General features: G+C 69.9%; 16 protein-coding genes. 11 read left to right on the top strand and 5 right to left on the bottom strand.

The genetic code is table 11. The features are described 5' to 3' along the window. Window positions 1-36: 36 nt before the first annotated feature. From FZ046_RS24445 to FZ046_RS24430, 4 genes are all read right to left on the bottom strand, one after another. Window positions 37-1,335: an acyl-CoA dehydrogenase family protein gene (locus FZ046_RS24445; RefSeq protein ID WP_070353825.1), complete on the bottom strand. Its 1,299-nt coding sequence runs from the start codon at window positions 1,333-1,335 to the stop codon at window positions 37-39. Between the two features lie 18 nt (window positions 1,336-1,353). Beyond that, window positions 1,354-2,007, bottom strand: coding sequence for a TetR/AcrR family transcriptional regulator (locus FZ046_RS24440; RefSeq protein WP_070353826.1), 654 nt, complete (start codon window positions 2,005-2,007; stop codon window positions 1,354-1,356). Window positions 2,008-2,083: 76 nt separating this feature from the next. Beyond that, on the bottom strand, window positions 2,084-2,848 hold the full coding sequence (locus FZ046_RS24435; protein WP_246182851.1) for an SDR family NAD(P)-dependent oxidoreductase: 765 nt from the start codon (window positions 2,846-2,848) through the stop codon (window positions 2,084-2,086). Further along, on the bottom strand, window positions 2,845-3,618 hold the full coding sequence (locus tag FZ046_RS24430; protein WP_070353827.1) for an IclR family transcriptional regulator: 774 nt from the start codon (window positions 3,616-3,618) through the stop codon (window positions 2,845-2,847). The genes FZ046_RS24435 and FZ046_RS24430 overlap by 4 nt, the downstream gene beginning before the upstream one ends. Window positions 3,619-3,768: 150 nt before the next feature. Between FZ046_RS24430 and FZ046_RS24425 the strand changes: the two genes are divergently transcribed. The 11 genes from FZ046_RS24425 to FZ046_RS27555 all read left to right on the top strand — a co-directional run bounded on the left by FZ046_RS24425 (window position 3,769) and on the right by FZ046_RS27555 (window position 17,882). Then, on the top strand, window positions 3,769-4,731 hold the full coding sequence (locus tag FZ046_RS24425) for a radical SAM protein (RefSeq protein WP_083298300.1): 963 nt from the start codon (window positions 3,769-3,771) through the stop codon (window positions 4,729-4,731). A gap of 20 nt (window positions 4,732-4,751) precedes the next feature. Continuing rightward, window positions 4,752-5,696 (top strand): acetaldehyde dehydrogenase (acetylating), encoded by a 945-nt coding sequence (locus FZ046_RS24420; RefSeq protein WP_070353828.1) that lies wholly within the window; start codon window positions 4,752-4,754, stop codon window positions 5,694-5,696. Between the two features lie 56 nt (window positions 5,697-5,752). Further along, on the top strand, window positions 5,753-6,712 hold the full coding sequence (dmpG, locus tag FZ046_RS24415; protein WP_070353875.1) for a 4-hydroxy-2-oxovalerate aldolase: 960 nt from the start codon (window positions 5,753-5,755) through the stop codon (window positions 6,710-6,712). A gap of 91 nt (window positions 6,713-6,803) precedes the next feature. Beyond that, window positions 6,804-8,357 carry an APC family permease gene (locus tag FZ046_RS24410; protein ID WP_170292478.1) on the top strand — a complete coding sequence of 518 codons (1,554 nt, stop codon included), beginning with the start codon at window positions 6,804-6,806 and terminating at the stop codon, window positions 8,355-8,357. Window positions 8,358-8,504: 147 nt separating this feature from the next. Beyond that, a complete protein-coding gene (locus tag FZ046_RS24405) occupies window positions 8,505-9,056 on the top strand; it encodes a TetR/AcrR family transcriptional regulator (protein WP_170292477.1) in 552 nt (183 codons plus the stop codon). Next, a complete protein-coding gene (locus FZ046_RS24400) occupies window positions 9,053-10,489 on the top strand; it encodes an aminobutyraldehyde dehydrogenase (protein ID WP_070353830.1) in 1,437 nt (478 codons plus the stop codon). The genes FZ046_RS24405 and FZ046_RS24400 overlap by 4 nt, the downstream gene beginning before the upstream one ends. Before the next feature lies 1 nt (window position 10,490). Continuing rightward, window positions 10,491-10,808, top strand: coding sequence for a RedY/HapK family protein (locus tag FZ046_RS24395; protein ID WP_070353831.1), 318 nt, complete (start codon window positions 10,491-10,493; stop codon window positions 10,806-10,808). Then, a complete protein-coding gene (locus tag FZ046_RS24390; RefSeq protein ID WP_070353832.1) occupies window positions 10,798-12,516 on the top strand; it encodes a phytoene desaturase family protein in 1,719 nt (572 codons plus the stop codon). Before FZ046_RS24395 ends, FZ046_RS24390 begins: the two co-directional genes overlap by 11 nt. 11 nt (window positions 12,517-12,527) lie before the next feature. Beyond that, a complete protein-coding gene (locus FZ046_RS24385; protein WP_070353877.1) occupies window positions 12,528-14,279 on the top strand; it encodes a dihydroxy-acid dehydratase in 1,752 nt (583 codons plus the stop codon). Next, on the top strand, window positions 14,276-17,668 hold the full coding sequence (locus FZ046_RS24380) for a pyruvate carboxylase (protein WP_070353833.1): 3,393 nt from the start codon (window positions 14,276-14,278) through the stop codon (window positions 17,666-17,668). The genes FZ046_RS24385 and FZ046_RS24380 overlap by 4 nt, the downstream gene beginning before the upstream one ends. Before the next feature lie 37 nt (window positions 17,669-17,705). After that, window positions 17,706-17,882: a hypothetical protein gene (locus FZ046_RS27555; protein ID WP_099045952.1), complete on the top strand. Its 177-nt coding sequence runs from the start codon at window positions 17,706-17,708 to the stop codon at window positions 17,880-17,882. An 11-nt stretch (window positions 17,883-17,893) separates the two neighbouring features. Here FZ046_RS27555 and FZ046_RS24375 read toward each other — a convergent pair whose 3' ends face one another. Then, complete coding sequence (locus FZ046_RS24375) at window positions 17,894-18,841, bottom strand: TIGR03564 family F420-dependent LLM class oxidoreductase (protein ID WP_070353834.1); 948 nt, start codon at window positions 18,839-18,841, stop codon at window positions 17,894-17,896. Between the last annotated feature and the right edge of the window lies 1 nt (window position 18,842).

The following is an 18,842-nucleotide window of genomic DNA, read 5'->3' as shown; positions in this document are numbered from 1 at the left end:
GGCGTGCAGTGTCCAGACGTCCGGCGTCGGCGTCGCTCACTGGTTGCCCACCTCGAGGTCGAGGTACTCGGCGAAGCGGTGGCGCGCCTCGTCGCGCTTGCGCGGCAACCACTCCGAGGGCCACACGTCGTCGGTCGCCGAGTAGTCGCGCAGCACCTGCTTGGCCACCGTCGTCCGGTGCACCTCGGTGGGACCGTCGGCCAGTCCCATGACGGCCGCCCCGGTCACCATGCCCAGGAACGGCATCTCGTTGGTGACGCCGAGCGCACCGTGCACCTGCATCGCGCGCCACGCGATGTCGTGCAGCACCGTCGGCATCACCACCTTGACCGCCGCGATGTCCTTGCGCACCACCTTGTAGTCGTTGACCCTGTCGATGCGCCAGGCGGTGTAGAGCACCATCAGCCGGAACTGCAGCAGCTGGGCGTACGAGTCGGCGACGTAGGCCTGCACGGTCTGCTTGTCGGCGAGCAGGCTGCCGGCGGTGTGCCTACTCAGGGCCCGCTCGCACATCATGTCGAGCGCCCGCTGCGCGAGTCCGATGGTGCGCATGGCGTGATGGATGCGGCCGCCGCCGAGCCGGGTCTGCGCGATGGCGAAGGCCTGCCCCTCGCCGCCGAGCAGCGCGGTGTCCGGGACGCGCACGTCGTCGTAGTGGATCAGCGCATGGCTGCCCTCGCCGTCGGGTTCGCCGTACAGGCCGACGTTGCGCACGATGCGCACCCCGGGCGTGTCGGTCGGCAGCAGGAACATCGACATGCCCTGGTACGGGCTGACGTCGGGGTTGGTCACGACCATGACGATGAGGAACGACGCCGTGGCGGCGTTGGAGGAGAAGTACTTCCAGCCGTTGATCACCCAGTGGTCGCCGTCGCGGACCGCGCGGGTGGTGAACTGCGTGGGGTCGGCGCCGCCCTGCGGTTCGGTCATCGAATAGCTGGAGAAGAGTTCCCCCTCGAGCAGGGGGCGCAGGTAGCGCTCCTTCTGCTCCGGTGTGCCGAAGTGGGCGATGATCTCGGCGTTGCCGGTGTCGGGCGCCTGGCAGCCGAACACGATCGGTGCCCACGGCGAGCGGCCGAGGATCTCGTTCAGCAGCGCCAGTTTGAGCTGCCCGTAGCCCTGGCCGCCGAGATCCGGGCCGAGATGCGTTGCCCACAGGCCACGTTGGCCCACCTGCTCCTTGAGCGGATCGACGACCGCGCGCCGCGCCGCGGTCAGCGGGGTGAACTGCTGGTGCGGCCACACCAGGTCCAGCGGCTCGATCTCGGCGCGGACGAACTCGTCGGCCCAGTCCAGCAGTTCCTGGTACTCGGGGTCGGTCTCGAAACTCCACATGGGTTCTCCCTGGTGCCGTCAGTGGCGGTAGCCGCGCAGCAGCGTGCGGATGTCGGTGGTGACGACGTCGGCGAAGCCGCGGTCGCCGAAGGCTCCCGCCGCCCAGTGCCGGGCGCCTTCGCTGACGAGCGTCTGTGCGAGGTAGGCGAGATGGGCGACGCCCGTCGCGTCGAGGTCGCGGCCGAGCTTTCCGTCGGCGGCGGCGCGGCGGAACAGCTCGGTGAACATGTCGGCCTCCGGGTCGAGGCGGGTGCCGTCGGCGAGCAACCGGTGCTCGTGCCGGTACCCCTCGAGGATGGTCTCGATGACGAGTTCGCGCGGATTGCGCAGCATGGAGCGTTCGAAGGCCGCCAGTGCTGCGCCGATCACGGCCCCGACGTCGTAGTCCCCGTCCAGCTGGGCGGTGATGGCCCGCTGCGCGGACTGGGTCGACAGGACCCCGACCTCGAACAGCACGTCCTCCTTGCGGGGGAAGTAGAAGTAGAACAGCGCCTTGGACACGCCTGCGGCGGTGCAGATCTCAACGACGGTGGTGCTCGCGTATCCCTTGGTGCGCCACAGTGCCATCGCGGCCTGCACCAGCATCCGCTTGGTCTCGCAGGACCGAGGGCGCTGCAGGGTCGCCCGACGCTGACCGTGGTCAGCGCTGACGGTGCGCGACTTCTGCGACATCGGTGCACCTTAGCGCGTCAGCATCGTGCTGACCAGGGTCAGCGAACCGCCGCGAAGCAGGAGCACCCCGGCCCGCTCAACGAGCGGTGTATCCGCCGTCGACGCGTAGCGTCGTCCCGGTGACGTAGCGAGCGTCGTCGGAGACCAGGTACGCCACGGCGGCGGCGACGTCGTCCGTCGTCGCCAGCCGCCCGAGCGGGATGTCGGCGACGACGTCGGCCTCCGCGGACGCCGACGTGCGCGCGAGCCAGTCGTCGTACAGGGGAGTCTTCGTCATACCCGGCGCCACGTCGTTGACCCGGATGTCGAGCGGTGCGAGTTCGACCGCGGCCGACGCGGTCAACGCCCGGATCGCGCCCTTGGACGCCGCATAGATCCCCATCGTCGGCACCCCCACGGTGGCCAGCCGGGACGTGATGTTGACGATCGCCCCGCCGCGGGACATCGCGCGCGCAGCGCTCTGCATCATCGCGATGGTGGCGAACGCGTTCACCTCGAAGACGCGGCGCACGGCCTCCAGCGGCGTCGTCGTGAAGTCGCCGGTGTGGTCGAGTCCCGCGCTGTTGACCAGGGCATCGGGCGCACCGAAGGACGCGACGCACGCCCGCACGACCCGGTCGGCGGAGCCGGGAGCGGTCAGGTCGACGGCGACGAATCGCGCTCTGTCGCCCAGGGTCTCGGCCAGTTGGCGGCCTCGGGTCTCGTCGCGGCCGGTGGCCAGCACGCGGGCGCCCTCGGCGTGCAGCCGGCGGGCGGTCGCCAGTCCGATGCCGGACGTGGCGCCGGTCACGATCGCGACCCCGTCGGCCAGCCGCCCGGGCACCGCCTGCCCGTTGGTCACGGGAGCTTCGTGGCGATCTCCCGGGCTCCTGCGATCACCTGTGCTCCGGCGTGCTCGAGGTTCTCGGGGGTGAGCCGGTGGGTGAGGAAGCTGATGCTCAGCGCGTATCGGGACGCACTGCCATCGGAGGTGGGGATGGCCGCGGCGACGCAGGTCAGCTCCTCGGCGGCCTCCTCGCGATCGACCGAGAAGCCTTGTCGGCGAATTGCTTCGATCTCGGCATCCAGCTTCTTCATCGTCGTGATCGTGTGCGGCGTGAGTTCGGCCAGCCCCGCCGAGGCCACGACGTCGCGCCACACGCTGTCGGGCATGGTGGCCAGGAGCGCCTTGCCCAGGGCCGAGGCATGCCACGGGTCGGATTGTCCGACGTCGCTGACCTTCTTGATGGCACGCCGTCCCTCGACCACCTCGAGGATCACCACGCTGCGCTCCTTGTGGGCGGCGAAGTTCACGGTCTCGTTGAACTCGTGCATCAGCCGCTCCATCGTGGGCAGCACCGCCTCCGACGGCACCTGGCCGGAGAAGGCCCGCTGCCCCAGGCGGAAGACCTCCCACCCGAGCCGGTACTGGGTCGCATCGAAGCGTTCGACGTACCCGAGCGCCGCGAGGCTGCCGAGATACCGGAGCACGGTGGCCTCGTTCAACTCCGTCCGACGCGAAATCTCGGTCAGATTGGCGGAATTCGCGTCCGCGATGGCGCTCAGGATGCGCGCCGTGCGCTCGACACCGACCAGGGTCGAACCCTTCTCGGATCGCTCTTGGGTTTTCACTCAGTGAAGGCTACCAGCGCACGGTGCAGGACGACGCCGGTTGGTTGCGGTTGACGAGCCGGTTGCAGTGCGTTAGTTTTCATTCAGCGCACAATGGTTTCAGTGAATGAAAAAGCGCTTCCGCCACCCGACGTCCCCGAAGGAGACGCAATGCCCCCCGCAGCCGACGGTTCCGCATCGACAGTCGACGGAGCCGCCATCCTGGCGGCCCAGGGACTCCTGTCGGCCGATGACTACTCGCTCGCCACGTCGACCAAGTCGTTCGACGACGGCGGGCAGTATCGGCTCGAGATCTCCGGCATCGAACGGCTTTCCACGCTCGAGGTGATGCTCGACGAGGCCGCCAAGCAGGACGTGTTCATCCACCGCGTCATCGCCTTCGGCGGCGGCACCACGCTGCTGAACACCGGCGAACTCAGCGACGTCGCCGCGCTGGCCGCGGAGAACGGCATCGAGCTGATCGCGGTTCCCGGTCCGCGCACCGGCTGGGACCTCGGCCGTCAGGCGCTGAGCACCGAGGGCACCGCCGGCGGTCGTCGCGTGCGGGGCCTGGACAACGTGCGCTACCTGCTCGACGACTACCTGCGCATCTTCTCGACCGGCATCCGCGGTGTCCTGGTCTGGGACGAGGGCGTCCTCGACATCCTCAACAAGGCTCGCGACGCCGGCCACATCCCGGCCGACGTCAAGTTCAAGATCTCCGTCTACGCCGGACACGCCAACCCGGCATCCATCCGGATCCTGCAGGACCTCGGCGCCGACAGCGTGAACCCGGTCGGCGACCTGAGCCGCCCGATGCTCGCGGCGATCCGGCGCCACGTCGACGTCCCGCTCGACGTGTGGGCCGAGACGTTCGAGTCGTTCGGCGGGATGAACCGGCTGTGGGAGGCCGGCGACATCGCCCGCGTCGCGGGTCCGGTGTACTTCAAGATCGAGCCGGGCGAGTCCGAGGCCGTCATGTACAACGGCTGGGTCCGCCCGGAGTTCCACACCGAACTCATCCGCCACAAGGTGCGGCACGCGGCGATCCTCAACGAACTGGCCCGCACCAGCACCCCCGACGTCGTCGTCTCGCCGCGGCCGCGCACGGCCAGCCCCGCACTCGCCAACTGACCGGACTGCGAGCAGACATCATGAGACACCACGCCGCCGTCATCGGCTCGGGCAACATCGGCACCGATCTGATGCACAAGCTCCGCCGTTCGGCCGTGCTCGACATCGCCGCCATGGTCGGAATCGACCCCGAGAGCGACGGTCTCGCCCGCGCGGCCGCGCTCGGCGTCCCGGTGACGGCGGCGGGCGTGGAGGGCCTGCTGGCCATGCCCGCCTTCGACGACGTCGCGGTCGTCTTCGACGCCACCAGCGCCACGGCCCACCACGGCAACGACGCCGCGCTGAAGCCGACCGGACGCCTCGTCCTCGATCTGACCCCGGCCGCCATCGGGCCCTTCGTGGTGCCGGCGGTCAACATGGCCGACCTGGCCGGGCGTCGCAACCTCAACATGGTGACGTGCGGCGGCCAGGCGACGGTGCCCATCGTCGGCGCACTGTCGTCGGTCACCCGGGTCCACTACGCCGAGATCGTGGCGTCGATCTCGTCGCGTTCGGCGGGCCCGGGCACCCGGGCCAACATCGACGAGTTCACCCAGACCACCGCCCGGGCGATCGAGACGGTCGGCGGCGCAGCCCGGGGCAAGGCCATCATCATCCTGAATCCGGCCGAACCCCCGATGATCATGCGCGACACCGTCAGCGCGCTGGTGGGGGCGGCCGACGAGGCGGCGATCGCCGGTGCGGTCCGGGCCATGGTCGCCGACGTCGCACAGTACGTCCCCGGCTACCGGCTCCGCCAGGACGTGCGCCATTCACCGGTGGCGCAGGATGATCCGCGTCGGCGGCTGGTGGACCCGGCCGACCGTACGGCCGATCTCGCGCAGGTGACGGTGTTCCTGGAGGTCGAGGGCGCAGGCGACTACCTGCCCGCCTACGCGGGGAACCTCGACATCATGACGGCGGCCGCGGTCCGGGTCGCCGAGGCGGCGGTCGAGGCGGCGCAGCTCGAAGGAGTCGCACGGTGACCCCCACCGATACGACCACCGAGATCTACGTCCAGGACGTGACGCTGCGCGACGGCATGCACGCCGTCGGTCACTCGCTCAGCCTGTCCGACACCACCCGCATCGCCCGCGCCCTGGACGAGGCCGGGGTGGCCGCCATCGAAGTCGCCCACGGTGACGGTCTCGCGGGCGGCAGCCTCACCTACGGCGCCGGCGCCCACAGCGACGCGGAGTGGATCGCGGCCGCAGCCGACGTCATCCGCCACGCCCGGCTGACCACGCTGCTCATCCCGGGCATCGGCACGCTCGACGACCTGCGTGCCGCCGTCGACGTCGGCATCACGTCGGTGCGGATCGCCACGCACTGCACCGAAGCGGACATCGCGCGCCAGCACGTCTCCACTGCACGCAGCCTCGGCCTCGACGTGGCGGGCTTCCTCATGATGGCCCACCTCGCCGACCCCGAACGGCTTGCGGCACAAGCCAAGATCATGGAGGACGCCGGCGCGCAGTGCGTGTACGTCACCGACTCGGGTGGCCGGCTCACCATGACCGACGTGCGCGACCGGGTACGGTCCTACCGCGACGTCCTGTCACCGTCGACGACGATCGGCATCCACGCACACCACAACCTCGCGCTCGGGGTCGCCAACTCGATCGCCGCGGTCGAGGAGGGAGTGCACCGGGTCGACGCCTCGCTGACCGGCCTCGGCGCCGGCGCCGGGAACTGTCCGCTCGAGGTGTTCGTCGCCGTCGCCGAACTCAACGGCTGGGCTCACGGGTGCGACCTGTTCGCCCTGATGGACGCCGCCGAGGACATCGTGCGTCCCCTGCAGACGCGGCCCGTACGCGTCGACCGGGAGACCCTCACTCTCGGTTTCGCCGGGGTGTACTCGAGCTTTCTGCTGCATGCTGAACGCATCGCCGCCGACGTGGGCGTCGAGACGCGTGAGCTACTCGTCGAAGCCGGTCGCCGATCCATGGTCGGCGGCCAGGAGGACCTCCTTCTCGACCTCGCGCTCGACACGAGGAGGTGACCAGACCCCATCCGCGCGCTCGACCGCCAACGGCTGGGCGCCCAGGCAGGACATGCCGCTTCAGCCCCGTGACTCACGAGAGATGACCACCATGGAAGAGACCCCCACACTCGAGCCGCCGCGCAGGCGGCTCGGCAACCGCCATTCCGTCGACCCCGGCAGCGTCCCACCGCCGGAAAGTCGACGCGTCAATCACGGGCTCAAGAAGAACAGCCTGGGTGTCCCCAGCATCTTCTTCTACATCATCGCCGCCGCGTCGCCGCTGACGGTCGTGGTCGCGCTGTATCCGATCATCATCGGCGCCGGCAACGGCGTGGGCATGCCCGGCGCGTTCGTCATCGCTGCGGTCGTGCTGATGATCTTCGCGGTCGGGTACGTCGCGATGAGCCGGCACGTCACCAATGCCGGAGCCTTCTATGCCTACGTCACCCTGGGGCTGGGGCGCATCACGGGACTGGGGTCGGCGTCGCTGGCGATCTTCGCCTACAACGCCATCCAGGCCGGTCTATACGGTGGCTTCGGTTACTACGCGAGCGAACTGCTCAACCCCGTTCTCGGGGTGGCGATTCCGTGGTGGGCGTACGCATTCGTCGCTCTGCTGGCCTGTCTGGGGCTGGGGGTTCAGGGCGTGCATTCCGGCGCCAAGGTGCTCGGGGTCTTCATGACCCTGGAGGTCACCATGATCACCGTCCTCAGCCTGTTCAGCCTCTTCGGGGGCAACGTTCCGGCCTCGGACTTCTCCCTCGAGCCGTTCGCGCCCAGCATGGTGTTCGGCGGTGCGCTCGGCGTCGCCCTCATGTTCGCGCACGCCTCCTTCATCGGCTTCGAGGGCTCGGCCATCTACGGCGAGGAGGCGCGCGACCCCGCCCGCACCATCCCGCGGGCGACGTACCTCTCGATCGCGTTCATGGGCGGCCTCTACGCGGTCTCGGGCTGGCTCATCATGAACGCGCTGGGCCTGGACGACGTGGTCGCGATCGCGAACGAGACGGGCGGGAACTTCATCTTCGCCGCCAGTGACACCATCATCGGTCACAACATCTCGTTGCTCTTCCAGATCCTCATCGTCACCGCGACCTTCGCCGCGATCGTGACCTTCCACAACAACGTCTCGCGGTACCTGTTCTCGCTCGGCCGCCAGACTTTGGTGTGGAAGCCACTGGGCTGGACGTTGCCCCGCCGTCAGACGCCGTGGGTCGCGTCGATCGTGCAGAGCGCGATGGTCGGCATCGTCATCGCCGGCTTCGCCGTCGCCCACCTCGATCCGTTCGCCACCCTGTTCACCTGGGCCACCGGCATCGGCACCATCGGCGTGATCTTCTCCCAGCTGGTCGCCGGCATCGCGATCTTCGTCTTCTTCCGCAGGTCGAACGTCGACAAGCGGGTGTGGAACACGGTGGTGGCGCCCGTCCTCGCCGTCGTCGGACTCGCTGCCTTCTTCGTCCTGACGCTGAACAGCCTCGACGTCCTGTTGGGAGTCACCGGTGCCACCGCGGTGGTGATGCTCTCCCTGGTGTTCGTGGCCTTGCTCGCGGGCATGGCCTACGGCCTCTACCTGCGCTTCTTCGTCCCGGCCAAGTACGAGGTCGTCGGCAGGGCGCTCAACGAACGCGAACTCGACGAACCGGCTCCCGAGGCCCGTTAGCCGAATCGCCGCGAACAGCGCGCACGACTGACCGCAGATAGGTACGTTTGTCCTCATCGTTGAGAACAAACGTTCCGATCAAGGAGGGCCATGGTCACCGCACCTCGGCGCGCGCGCCGTCACGATCCCGACAGAAAGGAACGCATCGTGTCCTCGGCCCTGGCCGTCCTGGCCCGCGACGGTGTCGCCGGTATCACCCACCGCGCCATCGGCGAGGCCGCCGACGTGCCACTCGGCTCCATCACCTACCACTTCGCCACGCTCGACGACATCGTCGACCAGGCCTTCGCGGCCCACGTCGACAAGCTGGCGACCCGCTTCGAAGCGCGGCTGGCCGGCTGCGAGGCGGGGGCGGATCTCATCGACTGCATCGCCTCGGCGATCACCGACGACCTCGCCGCCAACCCGAACGAACTCGCCGTGACCTACGAACTCTACGGCGACGCCGTGCGCAGGACCGACAACAAGCGCATCACCCAGCAGTGGATGGAGCGCGCGGAAGACGCCCTGGCACAGCACTTCGACCGCGCCACCGCGCGGTTGATCGACGTGGTCATCGAGGGGTTGATGGTCCACATGTCCATCGCCACGCAACCGATGTCCAAGGACGCGGTCCGCGCTCTGCTGACCACGGCCGCCAACGCCAACGCCGGCGCCACCGACAACCGACCGCCATCAGACACGAGGAGTACGACATGACCTTCCACAGCAAGATGTTCATCGACGGTGCCTGGACCGACGCCGCCCAGGGCGCGACGGACCAGATCCTCGCGCCGGCCACCGGAGAGGCCTTCGCCGAGATGGCCCACGGGTCCATCGCGGACGTCGACCGCGCCGTCGCCGCCGCCCACGCCGCGTTCCCCGGCTGGGCGCGCACACCGGCGGGTGAACGGGCCCGCGCCTTCCTCAAGCTCGCCGACCGCGTCGAGGACGACGCCCGCACCCTCGCCGAGATCGAATCGCGCAACGTCGGCAAGCCGATAGGGCTGGCGCTCGAAGAGATGGAGATGATCCCCGATCACCTGCGCTTCTTCGCCGGTGCCGCACGCACCATGGAGGGCCGCGCCGCCGGCGAGTTCGTCCCCGGCAAGACCAGCATCATCCGCCGTGATCCGCTCGGCGTCGTCGGCTCGGTCGCACCGTGGAACTACCCGCTCCTGATGGCGATCTGGAAGATCTCGCCGGCCCTGCTGACCGGTAACACGCTCGTGCTCAAGCCCTCCGAGCACACGCCGTTCTCCGCCCTGCGTCTGGCCGAACTGGCCGCCGACCTGTTCCCGGCCGGTGTCTTCAACGTGGTCACCGGTGACGGCGACGACGTCGGCGCCCGCCTGGTCGCGCACCCGACGGTGCGGATGTCGTCGCTGACCGGATCGGTGGACACCGGCCGGGCGCTGCTGCGCGCCTCGGCGGACACCAACCTCAAGCGGCTGCACCTCGAACTCGGCGGCAAGGCACCGGTGCTGGTGTACTCCGATGCCGACATCCCGCTGGCGGTCGCCAAGATCATGGAGGGCGCATTCTGCAACTCCGGGCAGGACTGCATGGCGGCCTCGCGGCTCTACGTGCACGACTCGGTGCACGACGAGCTGGTCTCCGGACTCGAGAAGGCCGTCACGGCACTGGACATGGGCGACATCGCCGACGAGAACACGGCGATGGGGCCGGTCATCACCGCCGAGCACCGCGACCGCGTCGAGGGTTTCGTCGCCCGCGCCAAGGAGACCGGCCACACCGAGCTGATCCAGGGCGACAACCCCGGCACCGGCTTCTACACCGCCCCCACCGTGGTGGTCGGTGCCCGTCAGGGCGACGAGATCGTCAGCACCGAGGTCTTCGGCCCGGTCACCTCGGTGACCCGGTTCGGCGACGGCGACGACGTCATCGCCTGGGCCAACGACACCGAATACGGTTTGGCCGCATCGGTGTTCACCCAGGACATCGGTCGCGCCATGACCGCGTCGAGCGAGTTGCAGTTCGGCACGGTGTGGGTCAACGACCACCTGCCGGTGACGCCGGAGATGCCGCACGGCGGCTTCAAGCAGTCGGGCAACGGCAAGGACATGTCCGTGTACGCGCTGGAGGAGTACACCGAGATCAAGCACGTGATGATCAACCGCGAGAGCGCCTGACATGGCCGTGAGCGCGATCAACACCTTCCGGCTGCGGCCGGGTGTCGAGGTCGAGGAATTCGAACGGTTCTCGGCCGAACTCGACCGGCCCACCTGCCTGGCCTTCGACGAGGTCCTCGGCTTCGAGGTCTACCTCTCCGACGACGGCACCGTGGTCGAAGTCATGACGGTCACGTCATGGCCGCAGTGGGAGACGGTGCGCGACAACGCACCCGAACTCGCCCCCGTCGTCACCCGGTTCGACGAACTCGTCGAACCCGGCAGCGTCACCACCGTCTTCACCCGCCATTCCCCACTCAGGAGTCCCGATGCCCACTGACTACGATGCCGTCATCATCGGCGCCGGCCACAACGGACTGGTCACCGCGAACTACCTCGCCCGCGCCGGCAAGCGGGTCCTGGTCCTCGAAGCCCGCGAGATCGTGGGCGGCGCCTGCGTCACCGAGGAGCTGATTCCCGGTTCGAAGTGGTCGTCGTGCGCGTTCATCGCCGGCCTGCTGCGGCCGGAGATCATCGCCGAGCTGGAGTTGGCCACGTACGGCCTCGACCTCTACCAGGGAGATGCGCTGTCGTATAGCCTCTTCCGTGACGGCACGTCCTTCACGATGTGGAAGGAGACCGACCGGACGCTGCGCGAGATCGAGAAGCTCAACAAGAAGGATGCGCAGGCCTTCCTCGACTTCGGCGTGCGGTTGCAACGCTTCGCCGGTCTGGTCACCCCGTACCTGCTCGCGCCGCCCCCGGAGCGCTCCGAGGTGTTCGCCGCCTTCGAGGCGGCCGGCGAGCAGACGCTGTTCGACGAGTTCACGCTGCTCTCGGTCCGCGATCTGCTCGACCGGTACTTCGAGGACGAACGACTCAAGAGCATGCTGACGTTCTTCGGGATGGTGTCGATCTTCGGTGGCCCGTCCACTCCCGGCACCGCCTACACCTATGGCCATCACTCCTGGGGCGAGTTCAACGGCAACTTCGGGCAGTTCGGACTGGCCCGCGGCGGCATGGGCGCCATCAGCGAGGCACTCGCGGCCGCCGCACGGGCCCACGGCGCCACGATCCGGACCTCGTCGCCGGTGGAAGAGGTCATCGTCGAACGCGGCGTGGCCACCGGGGTGCGGCTCGCCGACGGGTCGACGATCACCGCCGCCCAGGTGTTCTCCAACGCCGATCCGAAGCGCTCGCTGCTCGGGTTGATCGCGCCCGGGGTGCTGCCGGCGAAGCTGATGCGCGACGTGGAGAACATCGACACCCGCGGCTCCATGGCCCGGATCCATCTCCTGGTCGACGAACTGCCCCAGTACCTTCCGTTCGAGGACGCCACCGAGGGGCCGCAGCACCATGGCCATCAGCTGCTCGGTCCGAGCCGGGAGGCGTTCGAGGAGGCCTACGAGGCGCAGCGGCGCGGCACCTTCCCGAGCACGTTCGTCATCGAGGCGGTCACCCAGTCGGTCACCGACGACTCGCTGGCGCCGGCGGGGCTGCACACCTTGACCCTGGGCATTCAGCAACTGCCGTCCGAACTCACCGGCACCACCTGGGCGGCGGAGAAGGAGAAGTGGGCCGACCTGGTGCTCGAGGACCTGTTCACCTACGCCCCGAATCTACGGGACCACATCCTCGACCGGGTCGTCATCACCCCCGACGACCTGGCCAACGAGTACCTCATCACCGACGGCAACATCTTCCACGGCAGCATGATGCTCGACCAGCTCTTCGGCGCCCGGCCCATACCGGAACTGGCGAATTACCGCACGCCGGTGCGCAATTACTACCTGTGCGGCTCGGGCACCCACCCCGGTGGCGGCGTGATGGGCGCCAACGGGCACAACGCGGCCAAGGTGGCGCTCGCCGACGCCGCGGGTGTGCCGATGGCGACCGGACGGCCCGCGACGCGCACCGCCACGGTGCCGTGGCAGCAGCGGATGGTCGGTGCGCTGATGAGTACGAAATCCGGTCGCTGGGTCGGCTATCGGGCCGCGCGTCAGCCCGCGCTGCGCAAGATCACCGCCTACGCCGCACGCGTCCGGTGACGCTGGGTTCGGTGACCCCGCCACCGGGCGGCCTGCGCAGCGCCAAGTGGTTCGCGGGCCGCAACGTCCCCGGCTTCGTCCACCGCTCCGCGATGCGGGCGTCGGGCTTCTCCCGGATGGCGTTCGAGGGCAGGCCGATCGTCGGAATCGCCAACTCCTGGTCGGAAGTCGTGAACTGCAACATGCACTTCCGCGGCCTGGCCGACTCGGTCCGCCGCGGCGTCCTGGCCGCCGGCGGCTTCCCACTGGAGTTCCCGACCATCGCGCTGGGCGAACAGCTGATGAAGCCGACGACGATGCTGTTCCGCAACCTGATGGCGATGGACGTGGAGGAGTCCATCCGGGCCTATCCGTTCGACGCGGTCGTCCTGCTGGGCGGATGCGACAAGACGGTGCCCGCGCAGCTCATGGGGGCGGCGAGCGCCGACGTGCCCGCCATCGCGCTCACCGGTGGCCCCGCGTCGCCGGCGGTGTTCAACGGCAGGCAACTCGGGGTGGGTACCGATCTGTGGGAGTACATCGACGACGTGCGGGCCGGCCGGATGTCGATGGCCGAGTACGAGCGGTTGGAGGCGGCGGCGGGCCCGTCGCGCGGACACTGCCCGGAGATGGGCACGGCGTCGACGATGGCCACGATCGTCGAAGGACTCGGCATGACGCTGCCGGGTACCGCGGCGGTGCCGGCGATGGACTCCCGTCGCCTGCAGGTGGCCGAGGAGGTGGGCGCCCGGGCCGTCGGGCTGGCCACCGAGGGACTGCGACCGTCCCGGATCCTCACCGCCGAGGCGTTCGACAACGCGATCACGCTGATGCTGGCGGTGGGTGGGTCGACCAACGCGATCGTGCATCTGCTCGCGATCGCCGGACGCGCCGGAGTACCGCTGACCCTCGACCGATTCCACGAATTGTCCTCGCGCACGCCGCTGGTCGTGAACGTGCGGCCCGCCGGTGAGCACCTCGTCGAGCAGGTGTTCCACGCCGGGGGCATTCCGGCGGTGATGAAGTCGGTGGAGACGCTGCTGCACACCGATGCCCTCACCGTGACCGGCAAGACCGTCGCCGACAACCTGCCCGCCCAGCCTGCCGCCGACACCTCGGTCATCGCGTCGCCGGCCGAGCCCTTCCAACCCCCCCGGGGGCTCGCGGTGGTGCGCGGCAATCTGGCCCCGGGCGGCGCGGTGCTCAAGTGCGCCGCTGCCAGTCCGGAGCTACTGGTGCACCAGGGGCCCGCGGTGGTCTTCGAGAACATGCGGGACATGCTGGCGCGGTTCGACGATCCCGACCTCGACGTCACGGCGGACTCCGTGCTGGTGCTGCGCAGCGCGGGTCCGCGCGGCGGCCCGGGAATGCCCGAATGGGGACAGCTGCCGATCCCGAGCAAGCTGCTCCGCCAGGGCGTGACCGACATGGTGCGCATCTCCGACGCCCGGATGAGCGGAACCGCCTACGGCACCTGCGTGTTGCACGTCAGCCCAGAGTCGGCGGCGGGCGGGCCGCTGGCCCTGGTACGCGACGGGGACGTCATCTCCCTCGACGCCCACGCGGGCCTGCTGGAGGTCCTGGTGACCGACGAGGAACTCGCCTCGCGACGCGAGGCCCTCGTGCTTCCGCCTCCCCGGCATTCCCGCGGCTACGCGGCGATGTACGTCGACCGCGTGCTGCAGGCCGATCGGGGTTGTGACTTCGACTTCCTGGTCGGGCGTTCGGAGCATCCCGAGTCCGAACCGGACGCCATCTTCGACGGCTGGGTGGGCGGCTGGTGATCTCGAAGGTCCTCGTCGCCAATCGCGGCGAGATCGCAATCCGGGCGTTCCGCGCCGCCTACGAACTCGGCATCGGCACCGTCGCGGTGTATGCCTACGAGGACCGCAACTCCGTGCACCGATCGAAGGCCGACGAGTCGTATCAGATCGGCGAGGTCGGCCATCCGGTGCGGGCGTACCTGTCGGTCGACGAGATCGTTCGGACCGCGCTGGCGGCCGGCGCGGACGCCGTGTATCCCGGATACGGCTTCGGTTCGGAGAACCCGGCATTGGCAGCCGCGTGCGCCGCAGCCGGGCTGGTGTTCGTCGGGCCGTCTGCCGAAGTGCTGGAGCTGACCGGGAACAAGTCGCGGGCGATCGCGGCCGCCCGGGCGGCGGGCCTACCGGTGCTGGCGTCGTCTCGGCCCTCGGCGGACGTGGCCGACCTGCTCGCGGCCGCCGAGTCGATGACGTTCCCGCTCTTCGTCAAGGCCGTCGCCGGCGGTGGGGGTCGGGGCATGCGCCGGGTCGCGACACCCGACGCGCTGCGCGCGGCCGTCGAGGCGGCGTCCCGGGAGGCCGAGTCGGCCTTCGGTGACCCGACGGTGTTCCTCGAACAGGCGGTGGTCGACCCACGGCACATCGAGGTGCAGATCCTCGCCGACGGCCACGGTGAGGTGATCCACCTCTACGAACGCGACTGCTCGGTGCAGCGCCGCCACCAGAAGGTGATCGAACTCGCCCCCGCACCCCACCTCGATCCACGCCTGCGGGAACGCATCTGCGCCGACGCGGTGGCGTTCGCCCGCCAGATCGACTACACCTGCGCGGGCACGGTGGAGTTCCTGCTCGACGAGCGGGGCCACCACGTCTTCATCGAGATGAATCCGCGCATCCAGGTCGAGCACACGGTGACCGAGGAGATCACCGACGTGGATCTGGTGTCGGCGCAACTGCGGATCGCCGCGGGGGAGTCGCTGGCCGACCTGGGCCTGTCCCAAGACGCCGTGCGCGTCCACGGCGCGGCGCTGCAGTGCCGGATCACCACCGAGGATCCCGCCAATGGGTTCCGCCCGGACACCGGCCGCATCACGGCCTACCGGTCGCCCGGCGGTGCGGGCATTCGCCTGGACGGCGGCACCCACCTCGGGGCGGACGTCAGCGCCCACTTCGACTCGATGCTCGTCAAACTGATTTGCCGCGGAACCGATTTCGCCACCGCGATCCGGCGGGCGCGGCGCGCGCTGGCCGAGTTCCGCATTCGCGGGGTCTCGACGAACATCGCCTTCCTCGGCGCGGTGCTCGACGACCCGGACTTCGTGTCGGGACGGGTCACGACGTCGTTCATCGACGACCGTCCCGCACTGCTCACCGCCCGGTCGAGCGCCGACCGCGGTACCAAGATGCTCGCGTATCTCGCCGACGTCACGGTGAACAAGCCGCACGGCGACCGGCCGTCGGCGGTATATCCGCACGACAAGCTGCCCGACGTGGACCTGACCGCCGCGCCGCCCGCCGGCACCAAGCAGCTCCTCGCCGACCTCGGCCCGGACGGATTCGCGCATTGGCTCAAGGAGTCTCCCGGCGTCAAGGTCACCGACACCACGTTCCGCGATGCCCATCAGTCCCTGCTCGCGACGCGCCTCCGCAGCACCGGCCTGTTGCGGGTCGCCCCGTACGTCGCGCGGTTGACGCCGCAGCTGCTGTCGGTCGAGTGCTGGGGCGGCGCCACCTACGACGTGGCCCTGCGATTCCTCAAGGAGGATCCGTGGGAGCGGTTGGCGGCCGTGCGGGAAGCGGTGCCCAACATCTGTCTGCAGATGCTGCTGCGCGGCCGCAACACCGTCGGCTACACGCCGTATCCCGACTCAGTGACTTCGGCGTTCGTCGACGAGGCCACCGGGACCGGCGTCGACGTCTTCCGGATCTTCGATGCCCTGAACGACGTCGCGTCGATGAGGCCCGCGATCGACGCGGTGCGCGCCACCGGGACCGCGGTCGCCGAAGTGGCCATGTGCTATTCGGGCGACCTGTCCGATCCGGCCGAGCGGCTCTACACACTGGACTACTACCTGGGCCTGGCCGAGCGGATCGTGGCGGCCGGCGCCCACGTGCTCGCCATCAAGGACATGGCGGGACTGCTGCGGCCGCCCGCGGCGGACACCCTGGTCTCGGCGCTGGTGTCGCGGTTCGACCTGCCCGTGCACGTGCACACCCACGACACCCCGGGCGGCCAGCTCGCCACCTATCTGGCGGCCTGGCAGGCCGGCGCCTCCGCGGTGGACGGGGCAGCCGCGCCGTTGGCCGGGACGACGAGTCAGCCGGCGCTGAGCGCCATCGTCGCCGCGACGGCGCACGGCCGTCACGACACCGGCCTCGACCTGGACGCGGTCTGCGCACTCGAGCCCTATTGGGAGGCGCTGCGCAAGGTCTATGCGCCCTTCGACGTCGCGGGCTCGGGTCCCGCTGCGCCCACGGGACGCGTCTACACCCACGAGATCCCCGGCGGGCAGCTGTCGAACCTGCGTCAGCAGGCCATTGCGCTGGGCCTGGGCGATCGCTTCGAGACCATCGAAGCCAACTACGCGGATGCCGACCGGGTGCTGGGCCGCCCGGTGAAGGTGACCCCGTCGAGCAAGGTCGTCGGCGATCTCGCGTTGGCCCTCGTCGGTGCGGGGGTGTCGGCCGACGAGTTCGCGGCCGACCCCGCGCGCGTCGACGTCCCCGACAGCGTCATCGGTTTCCTGCGCGGCGAACTCGGCGACCCACCGGGCGGCTGGCCGGAACCGTTGCGCAGCAGAGCCTTGGCCGGCCGCGGCCCGGCCCGGCCGGTGCGGGAGCTGACGTTCGACGAGGAGACGGCCCTCGCGCAGCCGGGGCCGAAGCGGCAAGCGATGCTGAACCGGCTGTTGTTCCCAGGACCGACCGAGGAGTTCGAGCAGCATCGCGACACCTACGGCGACACGTCGCGGCTGAGCGCCAACCAGTTCCTCTACGGCTTGCGCCAGGGCGAGGAGCACCGCGTGGAACTCGAAAAGGGCGTCGAGCTGCTCATCGGCCTGGAGGCCATCTCCGATGCCGACGAGCGGGGCATGCGCACGGTCATGTGCGTCATGAACGGTCAGCTGCGGCCCGTCGTGGTCCGCGACCGCACCATCGCCTCGACGGTGCCGACCGCCGAGCGGGCCGACCGCGGCAACCCCGGCCACGTCGCCGCCCCGTTCGCCGGGGTCGTCACCCTCACCGTCGGCGAGGGCGACGCGGTGGACGAGGGGCAGACCGTCGCCACCATCGAGGCCATGAAGATGGAAGCCGCCATCACCGCCGCCCGCGCCGGCACGGTGCGTCGCATCGCGGTCGCGGTGACCGCGCAGGTGGAGGGCGGTGACCTGCTCGCGGTGATCGAGTGACGGCGCCGCAGCACGGCTCGCGGGCACACTGGATCCCATGACCCGGCCGCTACGGATCGCCGCTCTGCTGTTCGCGGTGCTGGCGCTCACCGCAGGCGGGCTGCAGATCTGGGCCCACGTCGCGACCGGCGGGCTCCGGCACGTCGTGGTCGGCGTCTTCGCGTTGGCGGTGGGATGCTGCGTCGCGGTCGCGACCCTGCGTCGAAGTGGCTGAAGGGCAGCGGGTTACGACGCTGCCAGCGAGGCCAGGAAGTCCCGTGTTCGACGGCGCGATGCGTCCCGCGCCGCGGGGTCCGTGCCGACCGGGATGATCCGAGCGGCGAGGTCGGTGACGCCGGCGTCGCGGTAGGCCCGTAGCCGGGCCAGCACGGCCGATTCGTCACCCGCGGCCATCGTGTCGCCGACGTCCTCGGCGTCGCCGTGCTCGAGGAGCCGGACGTAGTTGGGGGAATGGTGCGCATGGCCGAGGACGTCGCTCGCCATGGCGCGCGCGTCGGCCACCTCCCCGGGCCGGCACAGCGCGACGGGGATGCCGGCGACGACGCGGGGCCGCGGCCGCCCGGCAGCGGCGGCGGTGATCCTCGGGACGACGTGCTCGGCGATCGCGCGCTCGTCGGCCATCCACAAGATCGTGCCGTCGGCGCGTTCGCCGGCGATCCGCAGCATCGTGGGGCCCAGCGCGGCCAGCAGGACCGGTATCCCGGTCGCGTCCGCGACGTCCACGGTCGCCCGCACGCGGACGTGGTCGTTGCGCACCTCGATCGGCCCCGGGCCGGCCAGGGCCGCCAGCACCACGTCGAGGTGATCGGACAACTGGCGAACGGGTCGTTCGTACGACAACCCGAGCTGGCCGTCGATGATCCAGTCGTGAGACACGCCGAGTCCGAGGGCGAAGCGGCCGCCGCAGGCCAGCGCCGTGGTGAGCGCCTGCTGCGCCAGGATGACCGGATGCCGGGTCTGGACCGGGACCACGGCCGTGCCGAGTTCGATGCGCGACGTCGCCGCTCCGAGCAGCGCCAGCGCCGTCATCGCGTCCAGGTAGCCGGGAACCTGCGGGAACCAGAACGACGCGAAGCCGGCGGCCTCGGCGTCGGCGCCGTCGGCGAGCAGGCCGGCCAGCCGGTCTCGGCGGGGTCGCTCGCGGTCGGAGCCGACCATCATGCCGATGCGCACG

The sequence above is a fragment of the Mycolicibacterium grossiae genome (assembly GCF_008329645.1).
GTDB lineage: Bacteria > Actinomycetota > Actinomycetes > Mycobacteriales > Mycobacteriaceae > Mycobacterium > Mycobacterium grossiae.
This window is presented reverse-complemented; position numbering and strand designations above follow the sequence as displayed.

What these genes read in the sequence shown, in the direction of transcription:
- FZ046_RS24445 (WP_070353825.1), bottom strand. Translation starts at nt 1,335, where the DNA reads ATGTGGAGTTTCGAGACCGACCCCGAGTACCAGGAACTGCTGGACTGG.
- FZ046_RS24395 (WP_070353831.1), top strand. Translation starts at nt 10,491, where the DNA reads ATGGCCGTGAGCGCGATCAACACCTTCCGGCTGCGGCCGGGTGTCGAG.
- FZ046_RS27555 (WP_099045952.1), top strand. Translation starts at nt 17,706, where the DNA reads ATGACCCGGCCGCTACGGATCGCCGCTCTGCTGTTCGCGGTGCTGGCG.
- FZ046_RS24425 (WP_083298300.1), top strand. Translation starts at nt 3,769, where the DNA reads ATGCCCCCCGCAGCCGACGGTTCCGCATCGACAGTCGACGGAGCCGCC.
- dmpG (WP_070353875.1), top strand. Translation starts at nt 5,753, where the DNA reads ATGCACGCCGTCGGTCACTCGCTCAGCCTGTCCGACACCACCCGCATC.
- FZ046_RS24400 (WP_070353830.1), top strand. Translation starts at nt 9,053, where the DNA reads ATGACCTTCCACAGCAAGATGTTCATCGACGGTGCCTGGACCGACGCC.
- FZ046_RS24390 (WP_070353832.1), top strand. Translation starts at nt 10,798, where the DNA reads ATGCCCACTGACTACGATGCCGTCATCATCGGCGCCGGCCACAACGGA.
- FZ046_RS24420 (WP_070353828.1), top strand. Translation starts at nt 4,752, where the DNA reads ATGAGACACCACGCCGCCGTCATCGGCTCGGGCAACATCGGCACCGAT.
- FZ046_RS24410 (WP_170292478.1), top strand. Translation starts at nt 6,804, where the DNA reads ATGGAAGAGACCCCCACACTCGAGCCGCCGCGCAGGCGGCTCGGCAAC.
- FZ046_RS24440 (WP_070353826.1), bottom strand. Translation starts at nt 2,007, where the DNA reads ATGTCGCAGAAGTCGCGCACCGTCAGCGCTGACCACGGTCAGCGTCGG.